Origin of the sequence: Microbacterium sp. SGAir0570, assembly GCF_005491085.2 — a bacterium.
GTDB lineage: Bacteria > Actinomycetota > Actinomycetes > Actinomycetales > Microbacteriaceae > Microbacterium > Microbacterium arborescens.
In genome coordinates, this window is sequence record NZ_CP027929.1 from 2,135,563 (window position 1) to 2,156,764 (window position 21,202).

The following is a 21,202-nucleotide window of genomic DNA, read 5'->3' on the forward strand; positions in this document are numbered from 1 at the left end:
GGTCATCCCTTCGTCGCGCCGGCGGTGAGACCGGCTCGCCAGAATCGTTGCAGAGCGGCCATGACCACGATGAGCAGGACGGCCGAGACCGCGGCTCCCGTCACGACGAGCTCGTAGTACAGCGGTGCGCGCTGCGTCTGGCCGTTCCACAGCATGAGCCCGAGGGTGACCGGGAACGTGCGGGCGTCGTTGAGCATGACGAGCGGCAGCAGGTAGTTGTTCCAGATTCCCACGAACTGGAAGAGGAACACCGTCACGAGGGCGGGCGCCATCATGCGGGTGGCCATGGTCGCGAAGATGCGCACGTCGCCGGCACCGTCGAGGCGCGCGGCCTCGATGACCTCGTCGGGCACGCCGGCGGTGGCGTAGATGCGGCAGAGGTACACCCCGAACGGACTGACGATGCTCGGGAGCAGGAACGACCAGTACGTGCCGGTCAGGCCTACCGCGTTGAACATGAAGTAGGTCGGCAGGGCGATGACGGTCGCGGGAACGAGGACGCCGCCGAGGATCATCGCGAAGACGGCCTCGCGCCCGGCGAAGGCGTACTTCGCGAAGGCGTAGCCCGCCGCCCCGCTGAGGATCGTCGCGATGAATGCGCCGAGCCCCGAGTAGAACAGGCTGTTGAGCAGCCACTGGGTATAGATGCCGCGATCGGTCGTGAAGAGGTTCTGGAGGTTCGTCAGCGGCTGCGGCGCATCGCTGAACCAGAGCCCGAAAGAGCCGAACAGGTCGGCGTTGCTCTTGGTCGCGGCGAACAGCACCCACACCACCGGAAGCGCGAAGTAGACGAGAGCGGCGACGAGCACGGCGAGGGTCGGCAGCGATGCCCAGAACCCCGCACCCGGTCGCCCCGTGCCGCCGCGGCGGGCCCCGCGGCGATCGCGACGATCGGATGTCGCGCCGGTGGTGACCGTGCGGGTGGACTCGGTGACGGGTGCGATCACCATGCGCGGTTGCCCTTCCGGTTGACCAGCCGCAGGAAGACGAACGAGAACACGAAGGCGATGACGGCCACGATGACGGCCATCGCGGCGGCGAGGTTCGGGTTGCTCTGCGTGAACGCTTGGTTGTAGGCGGCGAGGTTCGGCGTGTAGTCGGTGTTGATGGCGGTCGTGAGCGGACGCAGCACGAGGGGTTCGACGAAAAGCTGCAGCGTGCCGATGATCGTGAACACCGTGGTGAGCACGAGCGAGGGGCGCAGGAGCGGCAGCTTGATCTCCCACACGATGCGCCACTCGCTCGCGCCGTCGATGCGCGCGGCCTCGTACAGATCGGCGGGCACCGCCTGGAGCGCTGCGATGAGCACGAGCATGTTGTAGCCGGCGAACGTCCAGATGCCGATGTTCGCGATGGCGAACATGACGGTGCCCGATTCGAGCGGCGCGGCCGAGATGCCGACGGCAGACAGCCCCTGGAGGATCGGACTCGTGCTCGGCACGTAGAGGAAGCTCCACAGGAGCGACGCGATGACGCCGGGCACGCCGTACGGCATGAAGAACGCGACGCGGAAGAACTGCGGCCAGCGGGCTCGGGTCGACTCCAGCAGCAGCGCGAGCACCGCCGAGAGCACCACCATCAGCGGCACCTGAATGAGAGCGAACACGGCGATGCGTCCGAGGCTCGAGACGAACGCGGGATTCGCCAGCGCCCGGGCGTAGTTGTCGAGCCCGACGAAGAGCGTTTCGGGCGCGCCCAGCCCGAGTCCGCTCGCACGGACCGAGAAGAGGCTCTGGACGATCGCCCAGACGATGGGGGCGACGTAGAAGACGGCGAAGGCCAGGAGGAACGGGCCGAGCAGCAGCAACAGCGGCAGCCGGCTTCGGGTGGTGTGCATGCGATTCCCTTCGGGGCGCGACCCGAGCGGGGCGGACGGCGTCGCTGCCGTCCGCCCCGCTCGGTTCAGTCGGCGACCGAGATCCCCTTCGCCGTCATCTCGGCCACCATCCGCTCCTGCACCGCGGCGTAGGCCTCGGTGAGCGGGGTGCCCGACTCGACGGCGGCGGCGACCTCGTCGAGGAGGCTCGCGTTCAGCGCGTCGACCAGCGGCGGCCACTGCCAGTCGCGCGCGACCTGCTCACTCGACTCGGCGAAGACATCCCAGATGTCCTGGCCGCCGAAGAACTCGAACACCTCGGGGGCCGACTGGATCGAGGGGATCGAGTCGACGTCGGCGATCGCGGGCCAGCCCGCTCCGTTCTCGGTCAGCAGGCTCACGCTGTCGAGGTTGCTGTTGAGCCAGAGGGCGAATTCGGCCGCCTGCTCGGGGTGCGCCGACCCCTTCAGCACCACGTTCGCGGAACCGCCCGACCAGCTCGCCGAGCGGGGGTTCGCCTCATCCCACTGCGGCATGAGTCCGACCGACCACAGTCCCGAGGTCTCGGGGGCGTTGTTGCGGATGATCGCGTCGGCCCACGAGCCGCTCATCCACGAAACGATGCGCCCGGCCTGCACGTCGGCGAACCACTCGCTCGACAGGTCGGCCTGCACCTTCACGAGGTCTTCGTCGATGAGGCGCTGCCAGTACTCGGCCATGCGGAGGGTGTCGGGGTTGTCGATCGCGACCTTCCAGGCGTCGCCCTCGACTTGGAACCAGGGCTCGCCCGCCTGCTCGGCGAGGCCTTCCATCCACGCAGCCTGGTTCGGCGCGAACGCCGCGATGTAGCGGTCGGGCGCCGTCGCCCGCACCGCCACGGCGGCCGCATAGAAGTCATCCCACGTCGCGGGGGCCTCGGTGATGCCCGCCTCGGCGAACACGTCGGAGCGGTAGTAGAGCCCCATCGGCCCGGCCGCCTGCGGGATGCCGTACACCCGATCGTTGAACGTCGTCGCGCCGATCTGCCAGTCGGAGAAGACGTCGACCTCGTCGCCGACGTAATCGGTGATGTCTTCGAGGGCGCCGTTGAGGAGGAACGTCGGCATCTGGTCGTAGCCGACCTGGGCGACATCCGCGGGGTTGCCGGCCTGGACATCCGAGAGCATCTTGGCGTAGCCGCCCTCGGCGCCCGAGACGATCGTCTGCAGCTCGACCTGGATGTCGTCGTGCTGCTCGTTGAAGAGATCGACGGCCTGGTCGATACCGGGCACCCAGGTCTGGAACGTGAGGGTGACCGGCCCCTCGTCGGCGGGCGCGGAACAGGCCGCGAGCGGCGCGATGACGGCGGCGGTGACCGCCAGCGGGAGAAGGCGACGGCCGCGGAGCCGCCGGGGTGGAGTAGACATCGATGCCCCTTTGCATGTGTGCGACGAGCTGCTCGGGTAGCAGCCGGATTTCACACGCTAGAACCGCCGAGAGCGCGCGCACATAGCCGAATGAGCGTGCGCCCTGGACGATCCGCTGATCACCCCCTGAGGACAGCCCCTCTCCGGGACGCCTCATAAGTGGGCCTCATACGGTGGGAGCACACGGAGGGAGCAGGGATGCCGGAGGAAGTCGTGTCGGACGAAGCGCGGGTCAGCATCGGCGGCGGCGAACTGCGAGGCTCGCGCCTGAACGGGGTCGACCGCTACCTCGGCATCCCGTACGCGAAACCGCCCGTCGGCGAGCGCCGCTTCCGAGTAGCCGAGCCGGTCGACCCCTGGGACGGCGAGCGCGACGCGACACGGTTCGGCCCCACGGCCCCGCAGACCCCGTATCCGGGCGACCTCGGCGAGCTGCTCACCGTCCCGACGATCGAGGGCGACGACATCCTCACCGTCAACGTGTGGGCACCGGTGGGAGCGGCGGACGCCCCCGTCGTGCTGTGGCTGCACGGCGGCGCTCTCGAACGCGGCGCCGCCGCGCAGACGATCTACGACGGCACGACGTTCGCCCGAGATGGCATCGTCTTCGTCTCGGCGAACTACCGCCTCGGCGTGGAGGGATTCAGCGTGCTCGACGGCGTTCCCCGCAACCTCGGGCTGCGGGATGCCGCGGCGGCCCTGCGCTGGGTCAGCGACGAGATCCGGGCCTTCGGCGGCGATCCGGCGCGCATCACACTCATGGGCGAGTCGGCCGGCGGCGCTCTCGTCGCCGCACTGGTGAGCGAACCCCGTTCACGCGCCCTGGTCGCGGGAGCGATCATCCAGTCGGGTCCGCTCGAAGCTGCGGAGCCCGACAAGGCGCGCCGGGCGTCGGATGCGATCGCCCGCGAACTCGGCATCCCGACGACCCGCGAAGCGTTCGCCGCCACGTCCACCGCCGATCTGCTGAGCGCGCGGTCGCGGGCCTCGGCCGGTTCGAGCCCGCTGCGCGGCGCGCCGGGATTCGTCCTCGCCCTCGACGAGGAGTCGCTGCCCGAGGTGCCCGAGGACGCGCTGACGTCGGCGGACCTGCCCATCATGATCGGGACCAACACCGACGAGTACCGCCTGTGGCTGACACCCGACGCGATCGCCCGGATCGGGCGGCTCAAGGCATGGGTGGCGCGCCGCGCGATGGGGGTGTCCGAGCGGGCGGCCCGGGCCGTCGCACGCTCATTCCCCGGCGCATCGCCCGGTGAGGTTCTGGGGCAGCTGCTCACCGACCGGATGCTGCGCGCCCCCGCGACCCGTGTCGCTCGTGCGCGCACCGCACCGACGTTCGTCTACGAGTTCGCCTGGCGCAGCCCGGTTCGGGGTCTGGATGCCGCACACGCGCTCGAGATCGGCTTCGCCTTCGACCGGCTCAGCGACCCCGAGGCGCTGCTGCTAGCAGGCTCGGACGCCCCCGCCGACCTCGCGCGCGACATTCACGCGGCGTGGGTCGCCTTCATCCGCGGCGGCGACCCCGGCTGGCCGCGATTCTCACCGTCGCGCACGACCCGCATCTGGGATGCCGCGACCCGCGACCTTCCGCAGCGCCGGGCAGAGGTGATCGACGCCCTGAGCTAACCCGGGCATACGCGAAATCCGCCGTGTCGGCTAGGCCCTCTCGGTAATTCGTCGGCGGTGCCAGAGTTTTCGTCCGGACCTCTCGCACCGACGAACGGAGCCGTCATGACGGACGCCAACACCTCACCTGCCACGGGCGACGACGCCCCCGTCGACGATGCCGACGCGCAGACGCCCGTCCCGGAGGCATCCGAGAACGCATCGGGCGTCACCCGCGCCGCATCGCGGGTCGTGCACGGTGTCGCCGATGCCGGCAAGGGCGCCATCCACAAAGCGCAGGATGCCGCGAAGGACGCGCTTCCCGACGCAGTTCCCGACGTCGCGGACAAGATCGTCGACGCCGCGGCCGGCTTCGCCACCGCCCGGATCGATCAGAACGTCAGAATCGTCGACGGCGCACTGACGCTCACCCGCCGCACCGGCAAGGCCGCGCGCATCGCTGCCGTCATCGGTGTCGTCGCCGTCATCGCGCTGCTCATCGCCCGCCGCTCGTAACGGGATCGAAGCGCGCTCCCCCACGCTCACCACGCATCGAGAGCATGATCGCGAGGGCGATCCAGCCGATGAGCGGCAGGACGATCAGAAAGAACCACACGCCGCTGCGGTTCGTGTCGTGCAGACGACGCCAGGTGACGGCCAGCATCGGCAGCAGGGTCGCCAGCGAGAAGACGAGCACGATGACGTCGGGGACGTTCTGCACGACACGAGTGTCGATGGGACGCCAGTCGCCTGTGGTGAGCCCGTTGACGATCTGAACCACGATCGGGAACAGCACGATCACGAGCATCGGCCACCAGAACTCCGACCGGCTCGCGCGTCCGCGGAAGGTCGCGTAGTTCTGCATCCACCGCCGCAGCGCCGCGAGCGGCGGTGCGCCGACGTAGGGCCGAGTCAGTGGGGGCTCGGCGAGACGGTTCGGTCGGGGTGTCGCTTCACTCGTCATTCCCCGAGCCTACGGGGCGCCCTCACATGGGCGTCTACCGGAACACGCGACCGATCGATGCACCGATCTGTGAGATCTGCAGCCAGATCGCGAAGCTGTACAGGGGTCGCATGACCCACCGCAGCGGGGGGAGGCCTCGCCGCGAGGCGGTGCGTTCCCACGCTTGACGGACCAGCAGGCGGGTGCCGCCGGCGGCGGGTTCGAGTTCGATCCGCATCCGGCGCCTGTTCGATGTCGGCGAATCGGGCCAGGTCGTGACCCACTCGATCGCCGTCGCGGGCTCGCTCTCGATCAGCTCGATGCGGGCGCGTCGACGCTCCGGGTTGATGCGCTGCGGCTTGCCGTTCGGCGCCGTCTCGAGTGCGTACGCGGTCCATGCGGTGCCCGGCGCGGCTGTGGCAGGCAGGTCGTCGACCCGGCCGAAACCAAGATCCCATTCCGGCATCCGTGCGGGATCGCTGAGCAGCGCCCACACCTCTGCGACGGGAGCGGGGATATGTGCCGCGCCGGCACCCGAGATCGACCGACCGTTATCGGCGACGCGGGTCGGCAGAGCGGGATAACGCTCCGCCTGATCGAGAAGCTCGCGCACCTGCTGCGGGCTCGTGTCGAGGCGCTGGAGAATCGCCTCGATGAGCCCGCTGCCCTCGTCGACCAGCTCGCGCAGGACCGCGGCGGCATCACCGCGCTTGCCCCCCTGACCCGCACGCCGGAGGACGTCGAGGGCGCGATCGTTCCACGCGAACTCCCCTCGCTCGTGATACGTGATGCGGCCGGGACCGGGCATGGCGGCCTGCACTCCGAGTGACGCGAGCTGATCGGAGTGCTGCTGCTCGACTGCCGCGCGCGTGCGCTCGAGAGAGGCGCCGAGCGCGCGCAGAACCTGGCCGGCGACCTGCTCGTTGATCGTCAGGGCCAGCAGAAGGTGGTCGATGTCACCGTTCTGCTCGCCGAGTCGAGATGCCTCCTCCGCACCGGCGAGGGACAGGTCGTACATCGTCGCGGTCGCGACCGTCAGCTTGCTCATCGGGTTCTCCTCGGGACGTCGATGGTCGGATCGATCCGTTTGGCGTACTTCTTGTGCACGGCCTGGCGCGAGACGCCGAGCGCGTCGGCGATCTCTTGCCAGCTCATGCCTGCGCGCAGGCCCGCCTCGACCTGCGCCAGCTCGAGGCGTTCGGTGAGAGAGCGCAGCGACGCGATGGCTCGGAGACCCGCACGTGGATCACGCGTGTCTGCGGCGACGCCGGCGATCTGAGTGGATTCCATGTAAGCAACCTAGGTTGCTCGTAGTCATCTTGTCAACCTTGGTTGCTCATCAGGTCTGTGCGCATCTTGTGTCATGCTCTTGATACATTTCGTGTCATCATCGAGGTACAAGCGAAAGGCATCACGCATGCTCATCCCTTCTCTCGCGAGCTTCGGGCCCCTGGATCTCACCGGGGCCATCGCGACGTGGCCTCCGATGTCGTTCGTCCTCGGCCTCGTGGCCGCCGCGACCGTCGTCGCGATCCGGGCCAACACGAGCGGCGGTGACGAGCGCGGCGCCGGACTCCTCGGTGCGCGCCGGTCCGCGGTTCGGCGTCGCTACGCGGGAGAGCACATCGCCCTCGCCGTCGCGGGGGTCGTCATCGCCCTCGGCTTCGTTCTCGAGTTCCTGTTCCGCGGCTATATCTGGGACGGCTCCGGCGCGTCGTGGTGGCGCGTCGCGACACCACTCGTCGTCGCGCTGGTGGGCGTCGTCACCGCGCTCGTCCTGGTCCGCACGCGCGGATCGGGCGCCCCCGAACGGCCCGTGTCGCCACCGGTGCGCAGATCGTGGGTGTCGTTCAGTTCACCGGTGGCCCTCTCCGCCGTGACGGTCGCAGCCCTCGCGCTCGCGGGGACCACCGTGGCGGCTGGGCTCGCGTCGTCGCCCGACGATGCCGGCGACTGGCTCTGGCTCGTCATCCCGATCCCGAACGCCGCGGATGTCGACCCGCTGCGCGTCGTCTTCTACGGCTGGGTCTACGGCGTGCCTGCCCTCGTCGGGCTGGTGCTGCTGGTGGTCGCCGCCTGGCGCGCCCTCGACCGCAACGCGGCACGGTCATTCCTCCGGCCCGAGACCGTCGCGATCGAACGCGCAGCCCGCCGCCGCACCGCCGGCGGGGTCGTGTGGCTGACGACGGGCGCGTGCCTGCTCGCCCTCGCGGCCGGGTGGCGCCTCATCGGCAACGCGGGTTCGACGACGACGCTGGTGATCGACGGGCCGGGCACCTCCAGCTCGTACGACGTCGCATGGCGCTACGCGGAGCTTGCGTCTCTCGCCGGTGCCGCAGCACCGATCATCGAGATCGTGGCGCTCTGCATCCTTCTCGTCGTCGGCGGATCGCTCGTGCCGCGTGCCGATCACGCCCCGGCTGGTGCCCCGGCATCCCCGAGGCCGGGGTCGTCGGGGACGGATGTCGGGTACGCCCGGTGACCCTCACCCGATCTCTCTCCGCGACTGACGAGAGCACCCCGTCGCGCGAGATCTACCTGCAGCTGCGCGGACTCATCGTGTCGGGCATGCTCGCGGCCAACGAACGCCTTCCCACCGTCCGCCAGACCGCTGCCGACCTCGGCGTCGCGCCCGGCACCGTCGCGAAGGCCTACAAGCTGCTCGAGCAGGAGGGTCTCGTCGTCACCCGCACCGCCGCGGGAACCCGCGTCGCCGAATCGGCGGCGGTACTCCCCCGTCCCGTGCTCAAGCGGATCCGCGAGCTGACCGATGAGGCGCTGCGCACGGGCGCGGGGATCGACGATGTCGTGAGCGTGCTGCGGGCGCAGTGGGGCGCTCAGACCGAGCAGCCGCCGGCCGATTGAGGCAGGGCTCGGGCTACAGCCCACCCCGGATGACGACGACGCTGTCACTGATCTGTTCACGGCCAGGGCGGTTCTCAGCATCCGGCAGATAGCGGAAGTCACCCACCTCGATGGCAGGCCCTCCCGTGACGGTCGTCCCGAGTCCGCCGCCGGAGGAGCAGGCGGTGCTCTCGAAGCCGCCGTTCCGGAGCTGAATGAGGCAGATCTCGTCGTCCTGGCTCTTCGCGAGGAACACCTCGACCCCGTCTACCTCGCCGACGAAGCGCGTCGTGTCAGACGCGACGCCCTCGATCGCCCGCTCGTCGGCGACGACGTCGCGGTCGGTCTGCTCCGCCGCGAACTCCGGTAGATCGCTTGCCGAGCAGCCGGCGAGCAACAGGATCGGTGCGGCCAGGAGCAGTGCTTTCATCGGCGATCGCATGCCTGCACCCTATCGGGATGGCTGTCGAGACTCAGGCCTCGGCGACGCGACCGCCCTCGACGTGCCAGCGACGGTTCGTGCTCACGGCATCCAGCATCCGCCGGTCGTGGGTGACGAGCAGCAGCGTGCCGTCGTACGACTCGATCGCCTGCTCGAGCTGCTCGATCGCGGGTAAGTCGAGGTGGTTCGTCGGCTCGTCGAGCACCAGGACGTTCACGCCTCGAGCCTGCAGCAGCGCGAGGCCGGCACGCGTGCGCTCTCCCGGCGACAGCTCGTCGACCGGGCGGAGCACGTGATCGGCCTTGAGGCCGAACTTCGCCAGCAGCGTCCGGACCTCGCCGGACGCCATTTCGGGTACGAGGGCCTCGAAAGCGTCGGCCAGCGGACGTGAGCCCACGAGCAGCGAGCGGGCCTGGTCGATCTCGCCGATACTCACGCTCGACCCGAGTCCCGCCGATCCCTCGTCGGGAGTCTGCCGACCGAGGATGGTGCGCAGCAGCGTCGACTTGCCGGCACCGTTCGGCCCGGTGATGCCGATGCGGTCGCCGGCGTTGACCTGCAGCGAGACCGGTCCGAGCGTGAACGAGCCCTGCCAGACGACCGCGCCGTTGAGCGTCGAGACGACGGAGCTCGACCGCGGCGCAGCACCGATCGTGAATTCGAGCTGCCACTCCTTGCGGGGTTCCTCGACTTCTTCGAGCCGGGCGATGCGGCTCTCCATCTGGCGCACCTTCTGCGCCTGCTTCTCGCTCGACTCCGTCGCGGCCTTGCGCCGGATCTTGTCGTTGTCGGGGTTCTTCTTCATCGCGTTGCGGACGCCCTGGCTCGACCACTCGCGCTGCACGCGGGCACGCGCGACGAGGTCGGCCTTCTTGCCCGCGAACTCGTCGTACTTCTCGCGAGCGTGACGGCGCACGGTCGCCCGCTCTTCGAGGTAGGCGTCGTAGCCGCCGCCGTAGATGCGGTGCGAGTTCTGCGCCAGGTCGAGCTCGAGCACACGGGTGACGCTGCGCGCGAGGAACTCACGGTCGTGGCTGACCAGCACGACTCCCCCGCGCAGGCCGCGCACGAACGCTTCGAGGCGCTCGAGCCCGTCGAGGTCGAGGTCGTTCGTCGGCTCGTCGAGCAGCACGATGTCGAAGCGCGACAACAGCAGGGCCGCGAGTCCGACGCGCGCCGCTTGACCGCCCGAGAGGGATGTCATGTGGATGCCGTCGGCGTCGAGCTCGAGCCCGAGGTCGGCGAGCACGATCGGCAGACGCTCGTCGAGGTCGGCCGCACCACTCGCGAGCCAGCGCTCCAGTGCCGTGGCGTAGCGGTCGTCGGCGCCGGGGATCGAGGGATCGCCGAGGTCGGATGCTGCGGCATCCATCTCCGCCGTCGCCTCCGCGCACCCGGTGCGGCGCGCGATGTACGCGGCGACGGTCTCGCCCTCGACGCGCTCGTGCTCCTGCGGGAGCCAACCGACGAACGCGTCGGCGGGAGCGAGACTCACGGTTCCCGCCTGAGGCGCATCGCGCCCCGCGAGGATGCGGAGAAGCGTCGACTTACCCGCGCCGTTGGCCCCGACGACCCCGACGACGTCACCCGGGCTGACGGTGAGATCGACGCCCTCGAAGAGTGTGCGGTGGCCGTATCCGCCGGCGAGGCCCTGAGCGACGAGAGTTGCGGTCACCGGACGATTCTTCCATCTGGTGGGGTGAGTGCCGGATCGGTGCGGGGTGACCGGTGGCTAACGGGACGTGAACCCGTGAGCCGGATCGACGCCTGTGTCGATTCGCGGTCGCGGCGGGTGGGCGTCTAGCCCTCGCCGAGCGCCGCGTCGCGTTCTCTGCGCCAGGTGGCCAGGTATGGATAGGCGGTGTTCACATCGTGGGCGCGGCGAGCCGCGCGGACTGCCGGCGCGAGCAGAGCCGCGTCGCTGTGCTCGTACGAGTGACCGAAGGGCAGGGGGAATCGCGACCGGAAGTGGTCCATCCACAGCAGCACGAGGTCGCCGTCGTGGGCGAGGATCCCGTTCTCGAACGACCCGCGCTCGTGGCGGATGATGTCCCAACCGCCGCCCTCGCGGGGAACCGCGGAGAAGTCGGGGTCACCCATCCACCGCCACGCATCGCGGTGGCGCACCGGTGCGCCGATGCGACCGGCGAGGGCTGCGGCGAGGGCGTCGGGGGTCCAGGGCGCGGGGAAGAACGACGAGAGGCTCGCGATCAGCGCGAGCGGGCTGAGAGGTCCGGCATCCGAGCTCCGGCGCTCGGCGGCGAGAGCTTCATTGAGGATGACCGTGTTCGTCGCGGGCGCGCCCGGGTCGAGCATCGCGAGATACAGCTGCAACATGTCGAGGTACCGCCGGTGGTCGGCGGCCGTCGCGAACGGCGGGAGTGGGATGTCAGCGACGGGCTCACGCCCTGCGGGAACGTCAGCGTCGAGGAACTGTTCCATGCGGCCAGTTTGGCGCAGCTCAGGGCGGGTGCTGTCGAGGTGGGACGCGGGTGGCGTTCATCTGTCAGCACGAGAGTGAATGGCTAGCATCGACATCAATCGCCCCCGTCGTCGGCTCGCCCGCCGAGGCGCGTGAGAAAGGCCGCCACCGAATCTGATGTCCGTACGCCGTAGGTCCGTCAGCCCCGGCTTCTTCGTCGGAGCCATCGTGTACGTTGCGATCGTCGTGACGTTCGTGGTCCTCGGTGCCACCAATTTCGGTCGCGGAAACGACGATGCGCCGCCTGTCCTGCCGTCGGACTTCCCGCGCCCGAGCGTTACCGGGACCGTCGGCCCCTGAGAACGGCCGCGCTGGCCTCTCGCGAGGGGAATCTCGGCGCTACGGACGAACCCGAGCCCCGCGTCCGTCGAAGACGACGACGTCGTCGTGCTGCAGCTGGCGTCCACGGCGGCGGTCGACCTCGCCATTGACCGTGACGAAGCCGTCGATGATGGCTTCCTTCACGTCTCCGCCCGAGTCGAGCAGGCCCGCGAACTTCATGAACTGCCCGAGGCGGATGCCGTCGCTCCCGATCGAGACGTCGATGATGCGGGGAGTTTCAGCCATGCGGAAATGCTAGCCGAGCGTTACGGGCGCAGGATCAGGATGTCGCCGGGCTGGATCTCCACCGGGGGCATGAACTTGCCGTTATACGACATCACAGTGACGTAGTCGATGCACAGGCGATCGCTGATGCCCCACGCCGTGTCGCCGGACGCCACGGTGTAAGTCGAGATCTCGCCCTCATCGTTCAGCCCGACCTCGCCAGATGCGTAGGGAGCCGGGCCGAGGTCTGTGATGGTTCCACCGAGCCTCGCCGCGGGATTGCCCGCATCATAGGGATGGATCGCGGCCCACGTCGGGCAGTCGCCTGGCCCTGTGGTCGGGATGGCGATTCCACCACCGATGTCCTGATACCCGGGGAGCTCGTCCTCGGTGCCGACAGGAGACGTCGTCTCGATGGCAGCATCTGTCGGCGGGCTAGCCGGCCCCTGATCCGTTGCCGTGTGCTCAACAGACGCCCCGGAGTCGGAGGCGGTGGAGCTCGAGAAAGATGCGAAAGCCGGCGCGGCCATCGCGACGAGGCCGGCGACCGCCAGAGCGGAGACACCGAGCAACACACCTTCGCCCTTGTTCATTGCTGGGGAGGCTATCCGACACTCGTGTCGGCACGCCAGAGCGTCCGAGCATCCAATTCGGCGAGACGGTTACGGTCGAGACCGTCACGCCCGTAGCGTTGTCGGCACGATGGCGAGCCAGCGCCGCAGACATCGACACGGCGTCAGTCGGGTCGCATTCATCCGTTGCCGTCGATCTCGCCTATCCCCACCAAAGCCCCGTCATACCTCAAAACAACACGTTCGCCATCGTCGCCTACTTCACCAATCACCCCGCAAATCAGTCCACGTCCCACACATACGCACGAGCTCCGGCGCGATTCCCGGCGGCGGTCTGATCGACGTTTTCCCCCCGTCATCAGAAACACCGACACCATCTTCGACGAGTTCCAGTGGAAGCGAGTTTCTTCCGGCGGCTGCGAGACGTTCGAGCTGAACCGCGCGTTCACAACCGACCGCGCCGGGGAACTCTTCCGGGTCGTTGCACGAATCAACCGGGTCAACAAGGTCGTCGCCGGATACCTGCGTCAAGCATGTCCTCGCGGTCGATATGAGCGTGCCGGCGGGAGTCGCGTGAGCGCCATCCGCGTGCTCGTCGTCGACGATCAAGAGCTGCTCCGTCGCGGCCTGCGGATGAGCCTCGAGACCGACAGCGGCGTCGAGGTGGTCGGCAAAGCGGAGGACGGTTCGCGAGCGCTCGCGCTCATCCCGACCGTCCGCCCCGACATCGTGCTCGCGGATGCGCGCATGCCCGTCCTCGACGGACTGGGGCTCGTGCGAGAGTGCACGGTGCATCATCCGGGTCTGCCCGTGCTCGCCCTCACGACGTTCGATGACGCCGAGCTCGTCCGCTTGCTGCTCGAAGCGGGCGCCGCGGGGTTTCTTCTGAAGGATGTCTCAGCCGACCGCCTGCTCGACTCGATCAGGCAGGTTGTGAATGGCGGCTTGGTCATCGACCCGCGCGTCGCACGCGTCGCGCTCAGCCGTGACAGCGGTGTCGCTCCCCCGCTCTCACCCGAGCTGACGCAGACGGAACAGGCCGTCGCCGAGCTGCTCGCGCTCGGGCTACCGAACGCGGAGATCGCGGCGCGCCTGCACCTCGCTCACGGCACCGTGAAGAACGCGGTCTCGGCGCTGCTAAGGAAGTTTGGGCACACTGACAGGACGTCGCTGGCGTTGGAGTTGGCGCGCGGGAAGTGAGTGCAACCAGGAATCCTCTGGGGAACCGATCGCGTGCGCTGACACTCGGGTGCCGGGTATCCGCCGTGTGGCCTAGGTTCACAATAGAGCCGCGGTGCCGCGGCCGATGGGGGTACGAGGCATGACCAGCGTCGACACGCACAACAACTCAGCTCGCGCAGCAAGACGTGAAGCGAGGACACCGCTTTGGGCGAAGGTTCTCCTCGTTCTCTTCGTGGCGAGTCTGATCGCCGCGGGCGCCTACGCGGGCTTCACCGCTGGCAAGTCCGCCGGCGCGACGGAGACACGAGATACGCAGGTCATACGTTCCGTCACAGCCGAAGAAGAGGTAGTTCTGATGACGTCAGGCGTCGCGGGCGTGTTGGAAGAACGCGGCGACGGGCTCGACGTCTTCGGGCTCTTCGAGCTTCCCGGCAGCGAGCGAGCGCTCTTCGTTCGGTACGAGTTCGACACGAAGCTCGGAGTGGAGGGCAAGGACGTGAAGGTGCGCGAAGTCGGTCAGAACTCGTACCTGATCTCGATCCCGAAGTTCGTCTCTCTCGGATACGACGAACCTGAGTTGTCGAAGGCAACCGAAGAGAACGGCATCCTCAGTTGGACGACGCCGGAGATCGATCAGTTGGAAATCGCAGAGGCCGTTCTCAGCGGCGGCGACGCAACGGCGTACGACTCGACGTCTTATATAGACGGACTCCGTCCACTGCTCGAAGAACAGGCTCGCGCCTTCTACACCAGGATCGTGACGAGCATCGATCCCGACGCTATCGTCGAGTTCGAGTTCGCTCGATGACACCGAATCCGGACAGTAGAGAGATGATCGACCTGTGAGCGACAAACGCGAAAAGAAGACAGCCGCGTCGGAGTCGGACGACCGCGCGTTCACGGATGCGAACTCCGATGCGAAGGCGCGTTACGGACGATTCAACCTCGCCGTCATCGGCGGCACGGGCGTCGGCAAGTCCTCGCTCGTCAACGCGGTGTTCGGCCGCGACCTCGCAAAGGTTGGCAAAGGGCTGCCCGTCACGCGCGGCGCGAAGTACTACAACGACTCCTCGCTAGGCATCTGGGACATCGAAGGGTTCGAGATCGGATCCTCCGCTCCTCCGGGAGACATCCTGCGGGGTCACCTCCGCACGATCTCGGAGCGTCCCGCCATCGAGCAGATCTCCGTCGTGTGGTACTGCGTGCTGTCGCAGCTGCCACGGCTCACTCAGCCAGACATCGACATGATCCGCGAGCTCGACGCGGCAGGGCTTCCCGTCATTCTTGTGCTCACCAAGGTCGACTGGATCAAGAACCCGGTGACCGGCAAGCGAAGCGCCCCCGATGACGTGACCGAATTCCAGGAGTGGCTCGAGGATCCTGTCGACGGAGAGGGCCGGCGTATTCACATCCCGATCGAGCGCGTCATCCTGACGTCCACGACAGGAAAGCACGGGAAGGGCAAGGGGCACGGTCTCGGTGACCTCGTGGCGGAGACCCTGGCCCTCTCGCCGGACAACGAGAAGGAGGCCTTTCGCATCGCCCAGAGACTCAATCTCCCGTGGAAGCGAGAACTCGCGCGCCCCGTCATCACCGCCGCCGCAAGCGCAGCAGCGGGAGCCGCGGCGGTTCCCGTTCCGGTTGCCGACGCGATGGTTCTCGCGCCGATCCAACTCGCGATGATGGGCAGAATCGCGGCGATCTACGACCTCGAACTGACGACGATGATGTCAGCGGGCGCGCTCGCCCAGCTCGGCGTTCAGATCGGCGGGCAAGCTCTCGCTCGCAGCTTCCTCAAGCTCATCCCCGGCGCCGGGAGCGTCATCAACGCGGGAGTCGCGTTCGCTCTGACCGCCGCGACCGGCGAGGCCTGGCTGCGCCTGTGCGAGAACGTGCACACCGGCAAGATCGACGTCTCGAAGGTCACCGATTCTTGGGGCGACTACGCACCGGGATTGCTCGAGGTCGTACGCAAGATGGCGGAGCGGCGCGTGCTGAAGCGCTGACGCGCTGGTGGTGCGGCCGAGTCTAGGTCGCCGTCGGTTGGGACGACAGTGGCGGGATGCCGTGGCCCCGCCGCACCAAGATGGGTCCATGAGCTCCGCGCGCACCGTGACCCGCACCGTCGTCCGTCGGCTGACGCGGTGGGGCACGGCATCCGTGCTCGTCGGTGGGGCATTCGCGCTCCCGCGACGCACGCGCGGGTTCGGAGTGCAGACCCTGATGTGGGGCGCGATCGACCTCGCGCTCGCGGCCGTCACCCGCGGGAGGGGCGAGGTCCCGAAGACGCAGACCCTGCGGCGCATCCTGCTCGTGAATACCGCGCTCGACGTCGGCTACGTCGCCGCGGGCGCCCATCTCGCCGTCCGGACGCCGACGTTCGGCGACCGCGTGCGACCCGCCGACGCGCGGGGTCACGGCCTGGCCGTCGTGCTGCAGGGAGCGGCGCTGTTCGTCATCGATCTCACCGCCGCCCGGCGCCTCCGGCACTGACGCGCGGTGAGCCCCGCGCGATGGCGATGGCTCGGACGTCGTCCCGTACCGCGCTCACGGCACGCATGTCCCGGTCGAGAGCGTCGACCGGGACATGCGCGATCTGTCCGGGTGTTGCACTCGAACGAGCCTGGGCTTTGGCCCGAAGCGGCGCGCGCGCTTGTGGTGTCGGATTCTGATCGAGAACCTTCGAGGCAGATTGGAAAGGGTCTTGCAGGAGGAGGCGGAAAGGGAGTGGCGAACCGGCTTCGCACCGCTCGTCCATTCCGACACGAAAGCCGGTCGACTACTGCACACATCCTGGTCCCTAACCGGGCGGTGTGTTGCCGGCATCCTTTGACCTCGCACGAGCACACGGCCTGCTCCGGAAGGACGTCCCGGATGGACTAAGAGATCAGGCCGCCAGGGTCCGGGTCGCACAGCCGGGTTGGGTACAAGCAGGCACTGGCTGATTGGTCGGTCGATGCGCCTTCCAGATCTCCTCGATATCGAGATCGTCCCGAGCCGCAACCATCGCGTTATAGGCGTTGTCTGAGTACCCGAGGTATCGCACCTTCCCCATGTGGAACGTGTTGGACATGTCCGGGTCGGTGTCGGCGCCGACGTGCCGCCGGAGGGCCGTCGCTTAGGGTTCCGTCACTCCGACCTTCTTTGCAAGGTCGGACTTGGAGAGGCGGTACTTCTTCTGAAGATCCACGACGCGAACGGCCGAGGCATCCGCGCCGTCACTCACGTAGGTCACTGGCATTCCGCCGCTCTCGACGAAACGTACCTCCAGCTCGACGCCTTCCCCGCTGGCGTTGGCACTAACTCCCCCGAGCTTGGGAAAGACCTGCTCGCGCGACTTGCCCTCGTTCATGCCCTTGACGACTCGCGTGACGTCCTTGTCCGAGACAACTGTGTCGGGATCCGAATGCGCCTCCATCGCGAGCAAGGTCCGAACCCTTGCTATGGCCTGCGCTCCCATGCGCCGCCCGAGCTTGAGCAGTTCGCGAACTCGCTCGAATTCCTCGTCGACGAGCAGTTGAAAGTCCTTCGGCGATTCAGCGCCAACGGGTAGCACCCTTCGAGGGATGTGGTTGCCCATTCTCACCGAAGACGCGGTTAAGCAGATGATCGAAAAGAGTCATCCCCGCCCGGATGTGCATGTAGAGGATGCCTTCGTTCACCGTAATGTACCAGTGCTGCTCGTCGTCACGCATGGCGTCGATTGTGCGGATGAGCCCGGCTTCGTCGTTCGTGAGTTTGATCCTGGGGTCGTCCTGCGCCAAATTGAGCGCTCGATCGAGACCGATCGACTTGCCACTCTTTTTGTCAAAGACGGTGACGCCACTATGATTGAGTGCAGCTTTCATTAGCATCTCGAACGCATGCTGCATCCGGAGCAAGACGTTCGTAACACGACCGTCTTCATCCAGCCCGTTGAATGCGATGACACTCGCACGCACCGAAGCGAGGGCCTTCGCCTTCAAGATGCGAGCACTCTGACGAAGCTTCACGGAACCAGCATCCAGGACATTGAACACGGCCGTCTCATCGACACGGCTACCGAGTGGGAAAGAACGAAGCGACAACACTACGGAGTGCCTCGGGCGGGGGCGACACCCCGGTTCTGAGTCGGGCCTATCGTGGCTGGTGCTTGTCGTAGATCCCTCTGCGCTTCATCTCCTCCACGTACCGGTCGTAGTCGCGTTTGATGTCTTCGAGCTTCTCGGGCGAGAAGTCGCGCTGGAAGGTGGGACTCTGGGCTTTCAGGGCAAGATCGTGTGCGATGCCGAGTTCGTGATCGGGTAGGCCGCGTAGTTCGCTGTCCGTGAGTTCCATGCCGCCACGATAGCGGCTTCAGGAATGGCTTCCAAGGAGTTACAGCCCTTACTCGTGTCACGCTCCTCTGCAGCCGGGCAACGGCTCGAGCTGACCGATCCTCAGGGGCTAGTCCGGCATGCCACAAGCGAGAGTGCGCGAATCGAGCCCGCGCGGAGATCGAAAGTACTGGAGGGTCAGCCGCTCGAGGTGGACCATTCGTCCGCGTCGACGACGGCCTGTGCCGCGAGCAGATCGAGATCCACCGCATCCAGGTCGCGGGCAACAAAGAGGCCAGCTGCGCGTGGCGCGATGAGGTTCGGATCGATCGCCGCAATCTCGTGTCGGGCCGTCGACTCCCGCGACACCTCATCGATATCAGCGGGCTTGTTCGGACGCGACACCGCCCAGGCGCGTCGATCAATCTGCTGAAGGAGGTCGACACTCGGCGCTGACTCTCCGTGTGCCGCAGACCATTCGGCGATCAGGCGTGCACAGTTGGACTCGATCTGTGCGGAGCGGCGCGCGAGGGGCGCACGGCGCCGGCGAGCTCGGCGATCTCTCCCTGGTCATTGAGGGCGTATCAGTGCCGGGCGAGCGTGGCGATCCATGCCGGGTCGGTGCGTGCAGCGAGTTCGCCCTCCGCGTTGATGACCGTGTGCAACTTCATCACGACGCGGGAGTCAAGGTTCGACCACTTGCCATCCGCACCGAGCACCTTGATGTCCAGCCACAGGTGGCGGTGGATGTGCGGGTCAAGGGCGCGCGAGCGGCGATGCTGCAGCTCGACGACTTCGATGCGGGTGATGTCTTCGCGGATGAGTCCGGTGTGTCCGCGGCGGGCGTTGAGCTCGCTCCGCGAGGTGAGCAGGATGCGGTCGCGGAGGCGATCCTGCAGCGCCTCGAACTCGGCGGCGAGATCCGGTTGCAGGAGCGCCGCGATGCTGTAGGTCTTGGGGTGGTTGATCGTCCCGTTGAGGATCAGGTCGGCGTCAGGGCACAGTCGCTGGTGTCCACGCCTTTCCCCCGTGATCGGGGCGTGACCGGTGATCCAGACGCGCAGTCCGCTGGCGGTGAGCTGACCGCTGCCGATTCGGACGCGCGCGACGACGAACCTGGTGACGGTCGACTCGGATGCCTCGGCGTACGCCTCGAGCGCCTCGGCGCCGCGCGCGTACGCACCGTGCGCATCGCAGGTCCCCTCGGACGCATAGTCGATCGCCTGGCGAACTCCGCGCGAATCGACGCCTCGCTTCCACCGCTCAAGTCCTCCGCGCATAGGTCAGGGCAGAGTCGCTATTTTCAGCCTATCCGAGTATTTTTCGACAAAGCAGGCAAATGGAGCGCAATGCATCTACATGCTGCCGTCATCGCGGATGCCTGCGTGCATCGCCTCTTGTTCATCGTCGGTCGTCGCGTCGCCCGCGTCTTCAGTCACTCATGTGAGAGGTCACAGACCAGATCCGATTGTGAGCTTGCGGAACAGCTCATCCGCGAGGTGATCGAGGTACTCCTCATTCGCGGCTGCGAATGAAACCGCCGATTCTGCCGCGACTTGACTCGGAGATACCTCTGCACGAACCACCGATGCCCCGTGGATGTGCACGCGCCAGAACTTCGCATCTCGAGGATCATCGGCGTATTCAGCCTCGTAGAGGGCGTATCTCAACCCATGGAGCTGGCAGTACCTGCTCTCGTCCTCCCACTGCGCCCCGGCGTGCCTAGACATCAAGTACCAGAATGCCCCCCGCGGCACGACTCGCTCGATTGCCTCGGCCGCATCGCGCTGCGTGACCCCGTCCCACACCAATGCACCCGAATACTGTCGGAGGCCGAAAGAGGCTGATTCCGCAATGATCTCGAGCGCGGGAAGTGCATCGGTCCGCCCAGAAGCGAGGGCTGACAACCCGAAGAGTAGGTCGCAAGGACTAAAGAGCTGGATGGAAACGGAGTCGACGTTCGGGTCCGAGATTAGATGATGCAGAAGTTTCGGGACCTGCTTCTGCCACCCCTTGGCGCCTTGTAGCGAGTAACTGACATTCTCAAGCAACCGAGCACAGGCGGTTGGATTGGACGTACTCACTTGACTTACGAAGAGGGACGTGTACTTGTCGCCCACGGCGAGCGCCGCCATCAGCAACTGATCGTCGGGCCAAATGAGCTGTGAGCTGAATCTTCCCGACCGCACTATCTTGTCGATTCGCCAAGACTCCTGGAGGCCGCGGAGCTTGTCCGGGTCGCCGATCAAAATCTCGGAGGGCTCGCAGAGTTCGTTGATCCGCCTTAGAACCTCTTCTTCATGGCCCCAGTCAGTTGGGTCGAGCAGGTCCGAGTCATCGACCTCCCAGGCCGCGGGGTCACCGCCATCAGCGAGATAATCGGCATGCCATTCATCCAGCTGACGCTCTTGGACGGCAGCACGTTGCGCAGCAGACAGTTCCGCTAGCACCACGTACAAGGCATATGGGTATATCACGCGAATATCCGTACGATCGTGATCTAAAACAATCAGGAAGTAGTCCGTTACTTCCTGTTGCTCCAGTGACGCGACTACTCGATTCATCTCTTGCGATCGGGCCTCGGAAGTGGGATAGACCAGAATCTCGTGCTTCGGGCACAGTGATAGCGACGCTTGAGCGATGAGCGGCTCGACTGGCTCAACGCCAATCGGCAGGTCGGTTGCGCCGACAATCAGCTTCTTGCCAGACAGCTCGAACGCCCCCGCACCATGCAGCTCCGAGAACGGGACGAGCAGCTCATGCCATGTCGTCGAAAGCAATACGCAGCGCACTTGATGCTTCGCCAGCCCGTAGTTTTCTCGGACGAGAGCCATGTATTTGAACAGCTCATGCATCGCGCTGCGGGCGGCAGAGTCGCTCCGTTTGAGCTCGATTAGGACCAGCGTCCCGTACATGTCCCGCGCTACCAGGTCTACGAAACCCTTCGCACCGGCTGCATTTGGTAACAGAAGTTCGGAGTCCACGAGCGACAACCCCTGCTCGATTAGGTCCAGGTGGTTCGCGAGGTGATCCCGGTACCGGTTTTCAGCGAGATTGGGCATCTAT

The 21,202-nt window shown here is 67.0% G+C and carries 25 protein-coding genes; 8 read left to right on the forward strand and 17 right to left on the reverse strand.

All coding sequences use genetic code 11. From position 1 onward, the window contains the following. Positions 1-2: 2 nt before the first annotated feature. The 3 genes from C1N74_RS10110 to C1N74_RS10120 all read right to left on the reverse strand — a co-directional run bounded on the left by C1N74_RS10110 (position 3) and on the right by C1N74_RS10120 (position 3,222). Positions 3-950 carry a carbohydrate ABC transporter permease gene (locus C1N74_RS10110; protein ID WP_137750465.1) on the reverse strand — a complete coding sequence of 316 codons (948 nt, stop codon included), beginning with the start codon at positions 948-950 and terminating at the stop codon, positions 3-5. Further along, a complete protein-coding gene (locus C1N74_RS10115) occupies positions 944-1,837 on the reverse strand; it encodes a carbohydrate ABC transporter permease (protein WP_023954696.1) in 894 nt (297 codons plus the stop codon). The genes C1N74_RS10110 and C1N74_RS10115 overlap by 7 nt, the downstream gene beginning before the upstream one ends. Positions 1,838-1,902: 65 nt before the next feature. After that, entirely contained in the window at positions 1,903-3,222 is a 1,320-nt protein-coding gene (locus tag C1N74_RS10120) for an ABC transporter substrate-binding protein (RefSeq protein ID WP_023954698.1), read from the reverse strand. Between the two features lie 198 nt (positions 3,223-3,420). Between C1N74_RS10120 and C1N74_RS10125 the strand changes: the two genes are divergently transcribed. Beyond that, positions 3,421-4,851, forward strand: a complete 1,431-nt coding sequence (locus tag C1N74_RS10125) for a carboxylesterase/lipase family protein (RefSeq protein WP_137750466.1) — start codon at positions 3,421-3,423, stop codon at positions 4,849-4,851. Positions 4,852-4,956: 105 nt separating this feature from the next. Next, complete coding sequence (locus tag C1N74_RS10130) at positions 4,957-5,346, forward strand: hypothetical protein (protein WP_137750467.1); 390 nt, start codon at positions 4,957-4,959, stop codon at positions 5,344-5,346. Here C1N74_RS10130 and C1N74_RS10135 read toward each other — a convergent pair. From C1N74_RS10135 to C1N74_RS10145, 3 genes are read right to left on the reverse strand one after another with little or no spacing between them, the layout of a single operon-like run. Beyond that, positions 5,327-5,794: a DUF805 domain-containing protein gene (locus C1N74_RS10135; RefSeq protein WP_088380100.1), complete on the reverse strand. Its 468-nt coding sequence runs from the start codon at positions 5,792-5,794 to the stop codon at positions 5,327-5,329. The two genes, C1N74_RS10130 and C1N74_RS10135, sit on opposite strands and share 20 nt — an antisense overlap. Positions 5,795-5,828: 34 nt before the next feature. After that, on the reverse strand, positions 5,829-6,821 hold the full coding sequence (locus C1N74_RS10140) for an SRPBCC domain-containing protein (protein WP_137750468.1): 993 nt from the start codon (positions 6,819-6,821) through the stop codon (positions 5,829-5,831). Continuing rightward, positions 6,818-7,063, reverse strand: a complete 246-nt coding sequence (locus tag C1N74_RS10145) for a helix-turn-helix domain-containing protein (RefSeq protein ID WP_064954960.1) — start codon at positions 7,061-7,063, stop codon at positions 6,818-6,820. Before C1N74_RS10145 ends, C1N74_RS10140 begins: the two co-directional genes overlap by 4 nt. Before the next feature lie 127 nt (positions 7,064-7,190). Between C1N74_RS10145 and C1N74_RS16660 the strand changes: the two genes are divergently transcribed. Then, a complete protein-coding gene (locus C1N74_RS16660; RefSeq protein WP_258317907.1) occupies positions 7,191-8,255 on the forward strand; it encodes a hypothetical protein in 1,065 nt (354 codons plus the stop codon). Continuing rightward, entirely contained in the window at positions 8,252-8,638 is a 387-nt protein-coding gene (locus C1N74_RS10150) for a GntR family transcriptional regulator (RefSeq protein WP_071917939.1), read from the forward strand. Before C1N74_RS16660 ends, C1N74_RS10150 begins: the two co-directional genes overlap by 4 nt. 13 nt (positions 8,639-8,651) lie before the next feature. Here C1N74_RS10150 and C1N74_RS10155 read toward each other — a convergent pair whose 3' ends face one another. The 5 genes from C1N74_RS10155 to C1N74_RS10175 all read right to left on the reverse strand — a co-directional run bounded on the left by C1N74_RS10155 (position 8,652) and on the right by C1N74_RS10175 (position 12,680). Then, positions 8,652-9,059, reverse strand: coding sequence for a hypothetical protein (locus C1N74_RS10155; RefSeq protein WP_137750470.1), 408 nt, complete (start codon positions 9,057-9,059; stop codon positions 8,652-8,654). A gap of 31 nt (positions 9,060-9,090) precedes the next feature. Beyond that, entirely contained in the window at positions 9,091-10,734 is a 1,644-nt protein-coding gene (locus tag C1N74_RS10160) for an ABC-F family ATP-binding cassette domain-containing protein (RefSeq protein ID WP_137750471.1), read from the reverse strand. A gap of 125 nt (positions 10,735-10,859) precedes the next feature. Continuing rightward, positions 10,860-11,501 (reverse strand): hypothetical protein, encoded by a 642-nt coding sequence (locus C1N74_RS10165; protein ID WP_137750472.1) that lies wholly within the window; start codon positions 11,499-11,501, stop codon positions 10,860-10,862. Between the two features lie 379 nt (positions 11,502-11,880). Continuing rightward, the gene (locus C1N74_RS10170) at positions 11,881-12,108 is read right to left on the reverse strand and encodes an RNA-binding S4 domain-containing protein (RefSeq protein WP_023954721.1); all 228 of its coding nucleotides are present in this window, start codon (positions 12,106-12,108) and stop codon (positions 11,881-11,883) included. Positions 12,109-12,128: 20 nt separating this feature from the next. Then, entirely contained in the window at positions 12,129-12,680 is a 552-nt protein-coding gene (locus C1N74_RS10175; protein WP_071917935.1) for a LysM peptidoglycan-binding domain-containing protein, read from the reverse strand. A 552-nt stretch (positions 12,681-13,232) separates the two neighbouring features. Between C1N74_RS10175 and C1N74_RS10180 the strand changes: the two genes are divergently transcribed. From C1N74_RS10180 to C1N74_RS10195, 4 genes are all read left to right on the forward strand, one after another. Beyond that, positions 13,233-13,859, forward strand: a complete 627-nt coding sequence (locus C1N74_RS10180) for a response regulator transcription factor (RefSeq protein WP_137750473.1) — start codon at positions 13,233-13,235, stop codon at positions 13,857-13,859. Between the two features lie 121 nt (positions 13,860-13,980). Next, positions 13,981-14,649, forward strand: a complete 669-nt coding sequence (locus tag C1N74_RS10185; RefSeq protein ID WP_137750474.1) for a hypothetical protein — start codon at positions 13,981-13,983, stop codon at positions 14,647-14,649. Between the two features lie 34 nt (positions 14,650-14,683). Further along, positions 14,684-15,847 carry a DUF697 domain-containing protein gene (locus C1N74_RS10190; protein ID WP_137750475.1) on the forward strand — a complete coding sequence of 388 codons (1,164 nt, stop codon included), beginning with the start codon at positions 14,684-14,686 and terminating at the stop codon, positions 15,845-15,847. Positions 15,848-15,935: 88 nt separating this feature from the next. After that, on the forward strand, positions 15,936-16,334 hold the full coding sequence (locus C1N74_RS10195; RefSeq protein WP_137750476.1) for a DUF6992 family protein: 399 nt from the start codon (positions 15,936-15,938) through the stop codon (positions 16,332-16,334). Positions 16,335-16,959: 625 nt separating this feature from the next. On the opposite strand, the gene C1N74_RS16505 is transcribed toward C1N74_RS10195, so the two are convergent. The 6 genes from C1N74_RS16505 to C1N74_RS10215 all read right to left on the reverse strand — a co-directional run bounded on the left by C1N74_RS16505 (position 16,960) and on the right by C1N74_RS10215 (position 21,198). Next, on the reverse strand, positions 16,960-17,397 hold the full coding sequence (locus tag C1N74_RS16505; RefSeq protein WP_219994737.1) for a hypothetical protein: 438 nt from the start codon (positions 17,395-17,397) through the stop codon (positions 16,960-16,962). Continuing rightward, positions 17,378-17,860 carry a hypothetical protein gene (locus tag C1N74_RS16510; RefSeq protein WP_219994738.1) on the reverse strand — a complete coding sequence of 161 codons (483 nt, stop codon included), beginning with the start codon at positions 17,858-17,860 and terminating at the stop codon, positions 17,378-17,380. The genes C1N74_RS16505 and C1N74_RS16510 overlap by 20 nt, the downstream gene beginning before the upstream one ends. A gap of 97 nt (positions 17,861-17,957) precedes the next feature. Beyond that, positions 17,958-18,158, reverse strand: a complete 201-nt coding sequence (locus C1N74_RS10205; protein ID WP_137750477.1) for a hypothetical protein — start codon at positions 18,156-18,158, stop codon at positions 17,958-17,960. A gap of 176 nt (positions 18,159-18,334) precedes the next feature. After that, positions 18,335-18,541 carry a hypothetical protein gene (locus C1N74_RS16665; protein WP_258317908.1) on the reverse strand — a complete coding sequence of 69 codons (207 nt, stop codon included), beginning with the start codon at positions 18,539-18,541 and terminating at the stop codon, positions 18,335-18,337. Between the two features lie 179 nt (positions 18,542-18,720). Beyond that, entirely contained in the window at positions 18,721-19,416 is a 696-nt protein-coding gene (locus C1N74_RS16670; RefSeq protein WP_258317909.1) for a relaxase domain-containing protein, read from the reverse strand. Between the two features lie 171 nt (positions 19,417-19,587). Continuing rightward, entirely contained in the window at positions 19,588-21,198 is a 1,611-nt protein-coding gene (locus C1N74_RS10215) for an endonuclease NucS domain-containing protein (protein WP_137750478.1), read from the reverse strand. Positions 21,199-21,202 lie beyond the last annotated feature (4 nt).

Excerpts from the sequence above, each read along its gene's own strand:
- C1N74_RS10110 (WP_137750465.1), bottom strand. The coding sequence starts at position 950 with ATGGTGATCGCACCCGTCACCGAGTCCACCCGCACGGTCACCACCGGC.
- C1N74_RS10115 (WP_023954696.1), bottom strand. The coding sequence starts at position 1,837 with ATGCACACCACCCGAAGCCGGCTGCCGCTGTTGCTGCTGCTCGGCCCG.
- C1N74_RS10120 (WP_023954698.1), bottom strand. The coding sequence starts at position 3,222 with ATGTCTACTCCACCCCGGCGGCTCCGCGGCCGTCGCCTTCTCCCGCTG.
- C1N74_RS10125 (WP_137750466.1), top strand. The coding sequence starts at position 3,421 with ATGCCGGAGGAAGTCGTGTCGGACGAAGCGCGGGTCAGCATCGGCGGC.
- C1N74_RS10130 (WP_137750467.1), top strand. The coding sequence starts at position 4,957 with ATGACGGACGCCAACACCTCACCTGCCACGGGCGACGACGCCCCCGTC.
- C1N74_RS10135 (WP_088380100.1), bottom strand. The coding sequence starts at position 5,794 with ATGACGAGTGAAGCGACACCCCGACCGAACCGTCTCGCCGAGCCCCCA.
- C1N74_RS10140 (WP_137750468.1), bottom strand. The coding sequence starts at position 6,821 with ATGAGCAAGCTGACGGTCGCGACCGCGACGATGTACGACCTGTCCCTC.
- C1N74_RS10145 (WP_064954960.1), bottom strand. The coding sequence starts at position 7,063 with ATGGAATCCACTCAGATCGCCGGCGTCGCCGCAGACACGCGTGATCCA.
- C1N74_RS16660 (WP_258317907.1), top strand. The coding sequence starts at position 7,191 with ATGCTCATCCCTTCTCTCGCGAGCTTCGGGCCCCTGGATCTCACCGGG.
- C1N74_RS10155 (WP_137750470.1), bottom strand. The coding sequence starts at position 9,059 with ATGCGATCGCCGATGAAAGCACTGCTCCTGGCCGCACCGATCCTGTTG.
- C1N74_RS10165 (WP_137750472.1), bottom strand. The coding sequence starts at position 11,501 with ATGGAACAGTTCCTCGACGCTGACGTTCCCGCAGGGCGTGAGCCCGTC.
- C1N74_RS10170 (WP_023954721.1), bottom strand. The coding sequence starts at position 12,108 with ATGGCTGAAACTCCCCGCATCATCGACGTCTCGATCGGGAGCGACGGC.
- C1N74_RS10175 (WP_071917935.1), bottom strand. The coding sequence starts at position 12,680 with ATGAACAAGGGCGAAGGTGTGTTGCTCGGTGTCTCCGCTCTGGCGGTC.
- C1N74_RS10185 (WP_137750474.1), top strand. The coding sequence starts at position 13,981 with ATGACCAGCGTCGACACGCACAACAACTCAGCTCGCGCAGCAAGACGT.
- C1N74_RS10195 (WP_137750476.1), top strand. The coding sequence starts at position 15,936 with ATGAGCTCCGCGCGCACCGTGACCCGCACCGTCGTCCGTCGGCTGACG.
- C1N74_RS10205 (WP_137750477.1), bottom strand. The coding sequence starts at position 18,158 with ATGGAACTCACGGACAGCGAACTACGCGGCCTACCCGATCACGAACTC.
- C1N74_RS16670 (WP_258317909.1), bottom strand. The coding sequence starts at position 19,416 with ATGCGCGGAGGACTTGAGCGGTGGAAGCGAGGCGTCGATTCGCGCGGA.
- C1N74_RS10215 (WP_137750478.1), bottom strand. The coding sequence starts at position 21,198 with ATGCCCAATCTCGCTGAAAACCGGTACCGGGATCACCTCGCGAACCAC.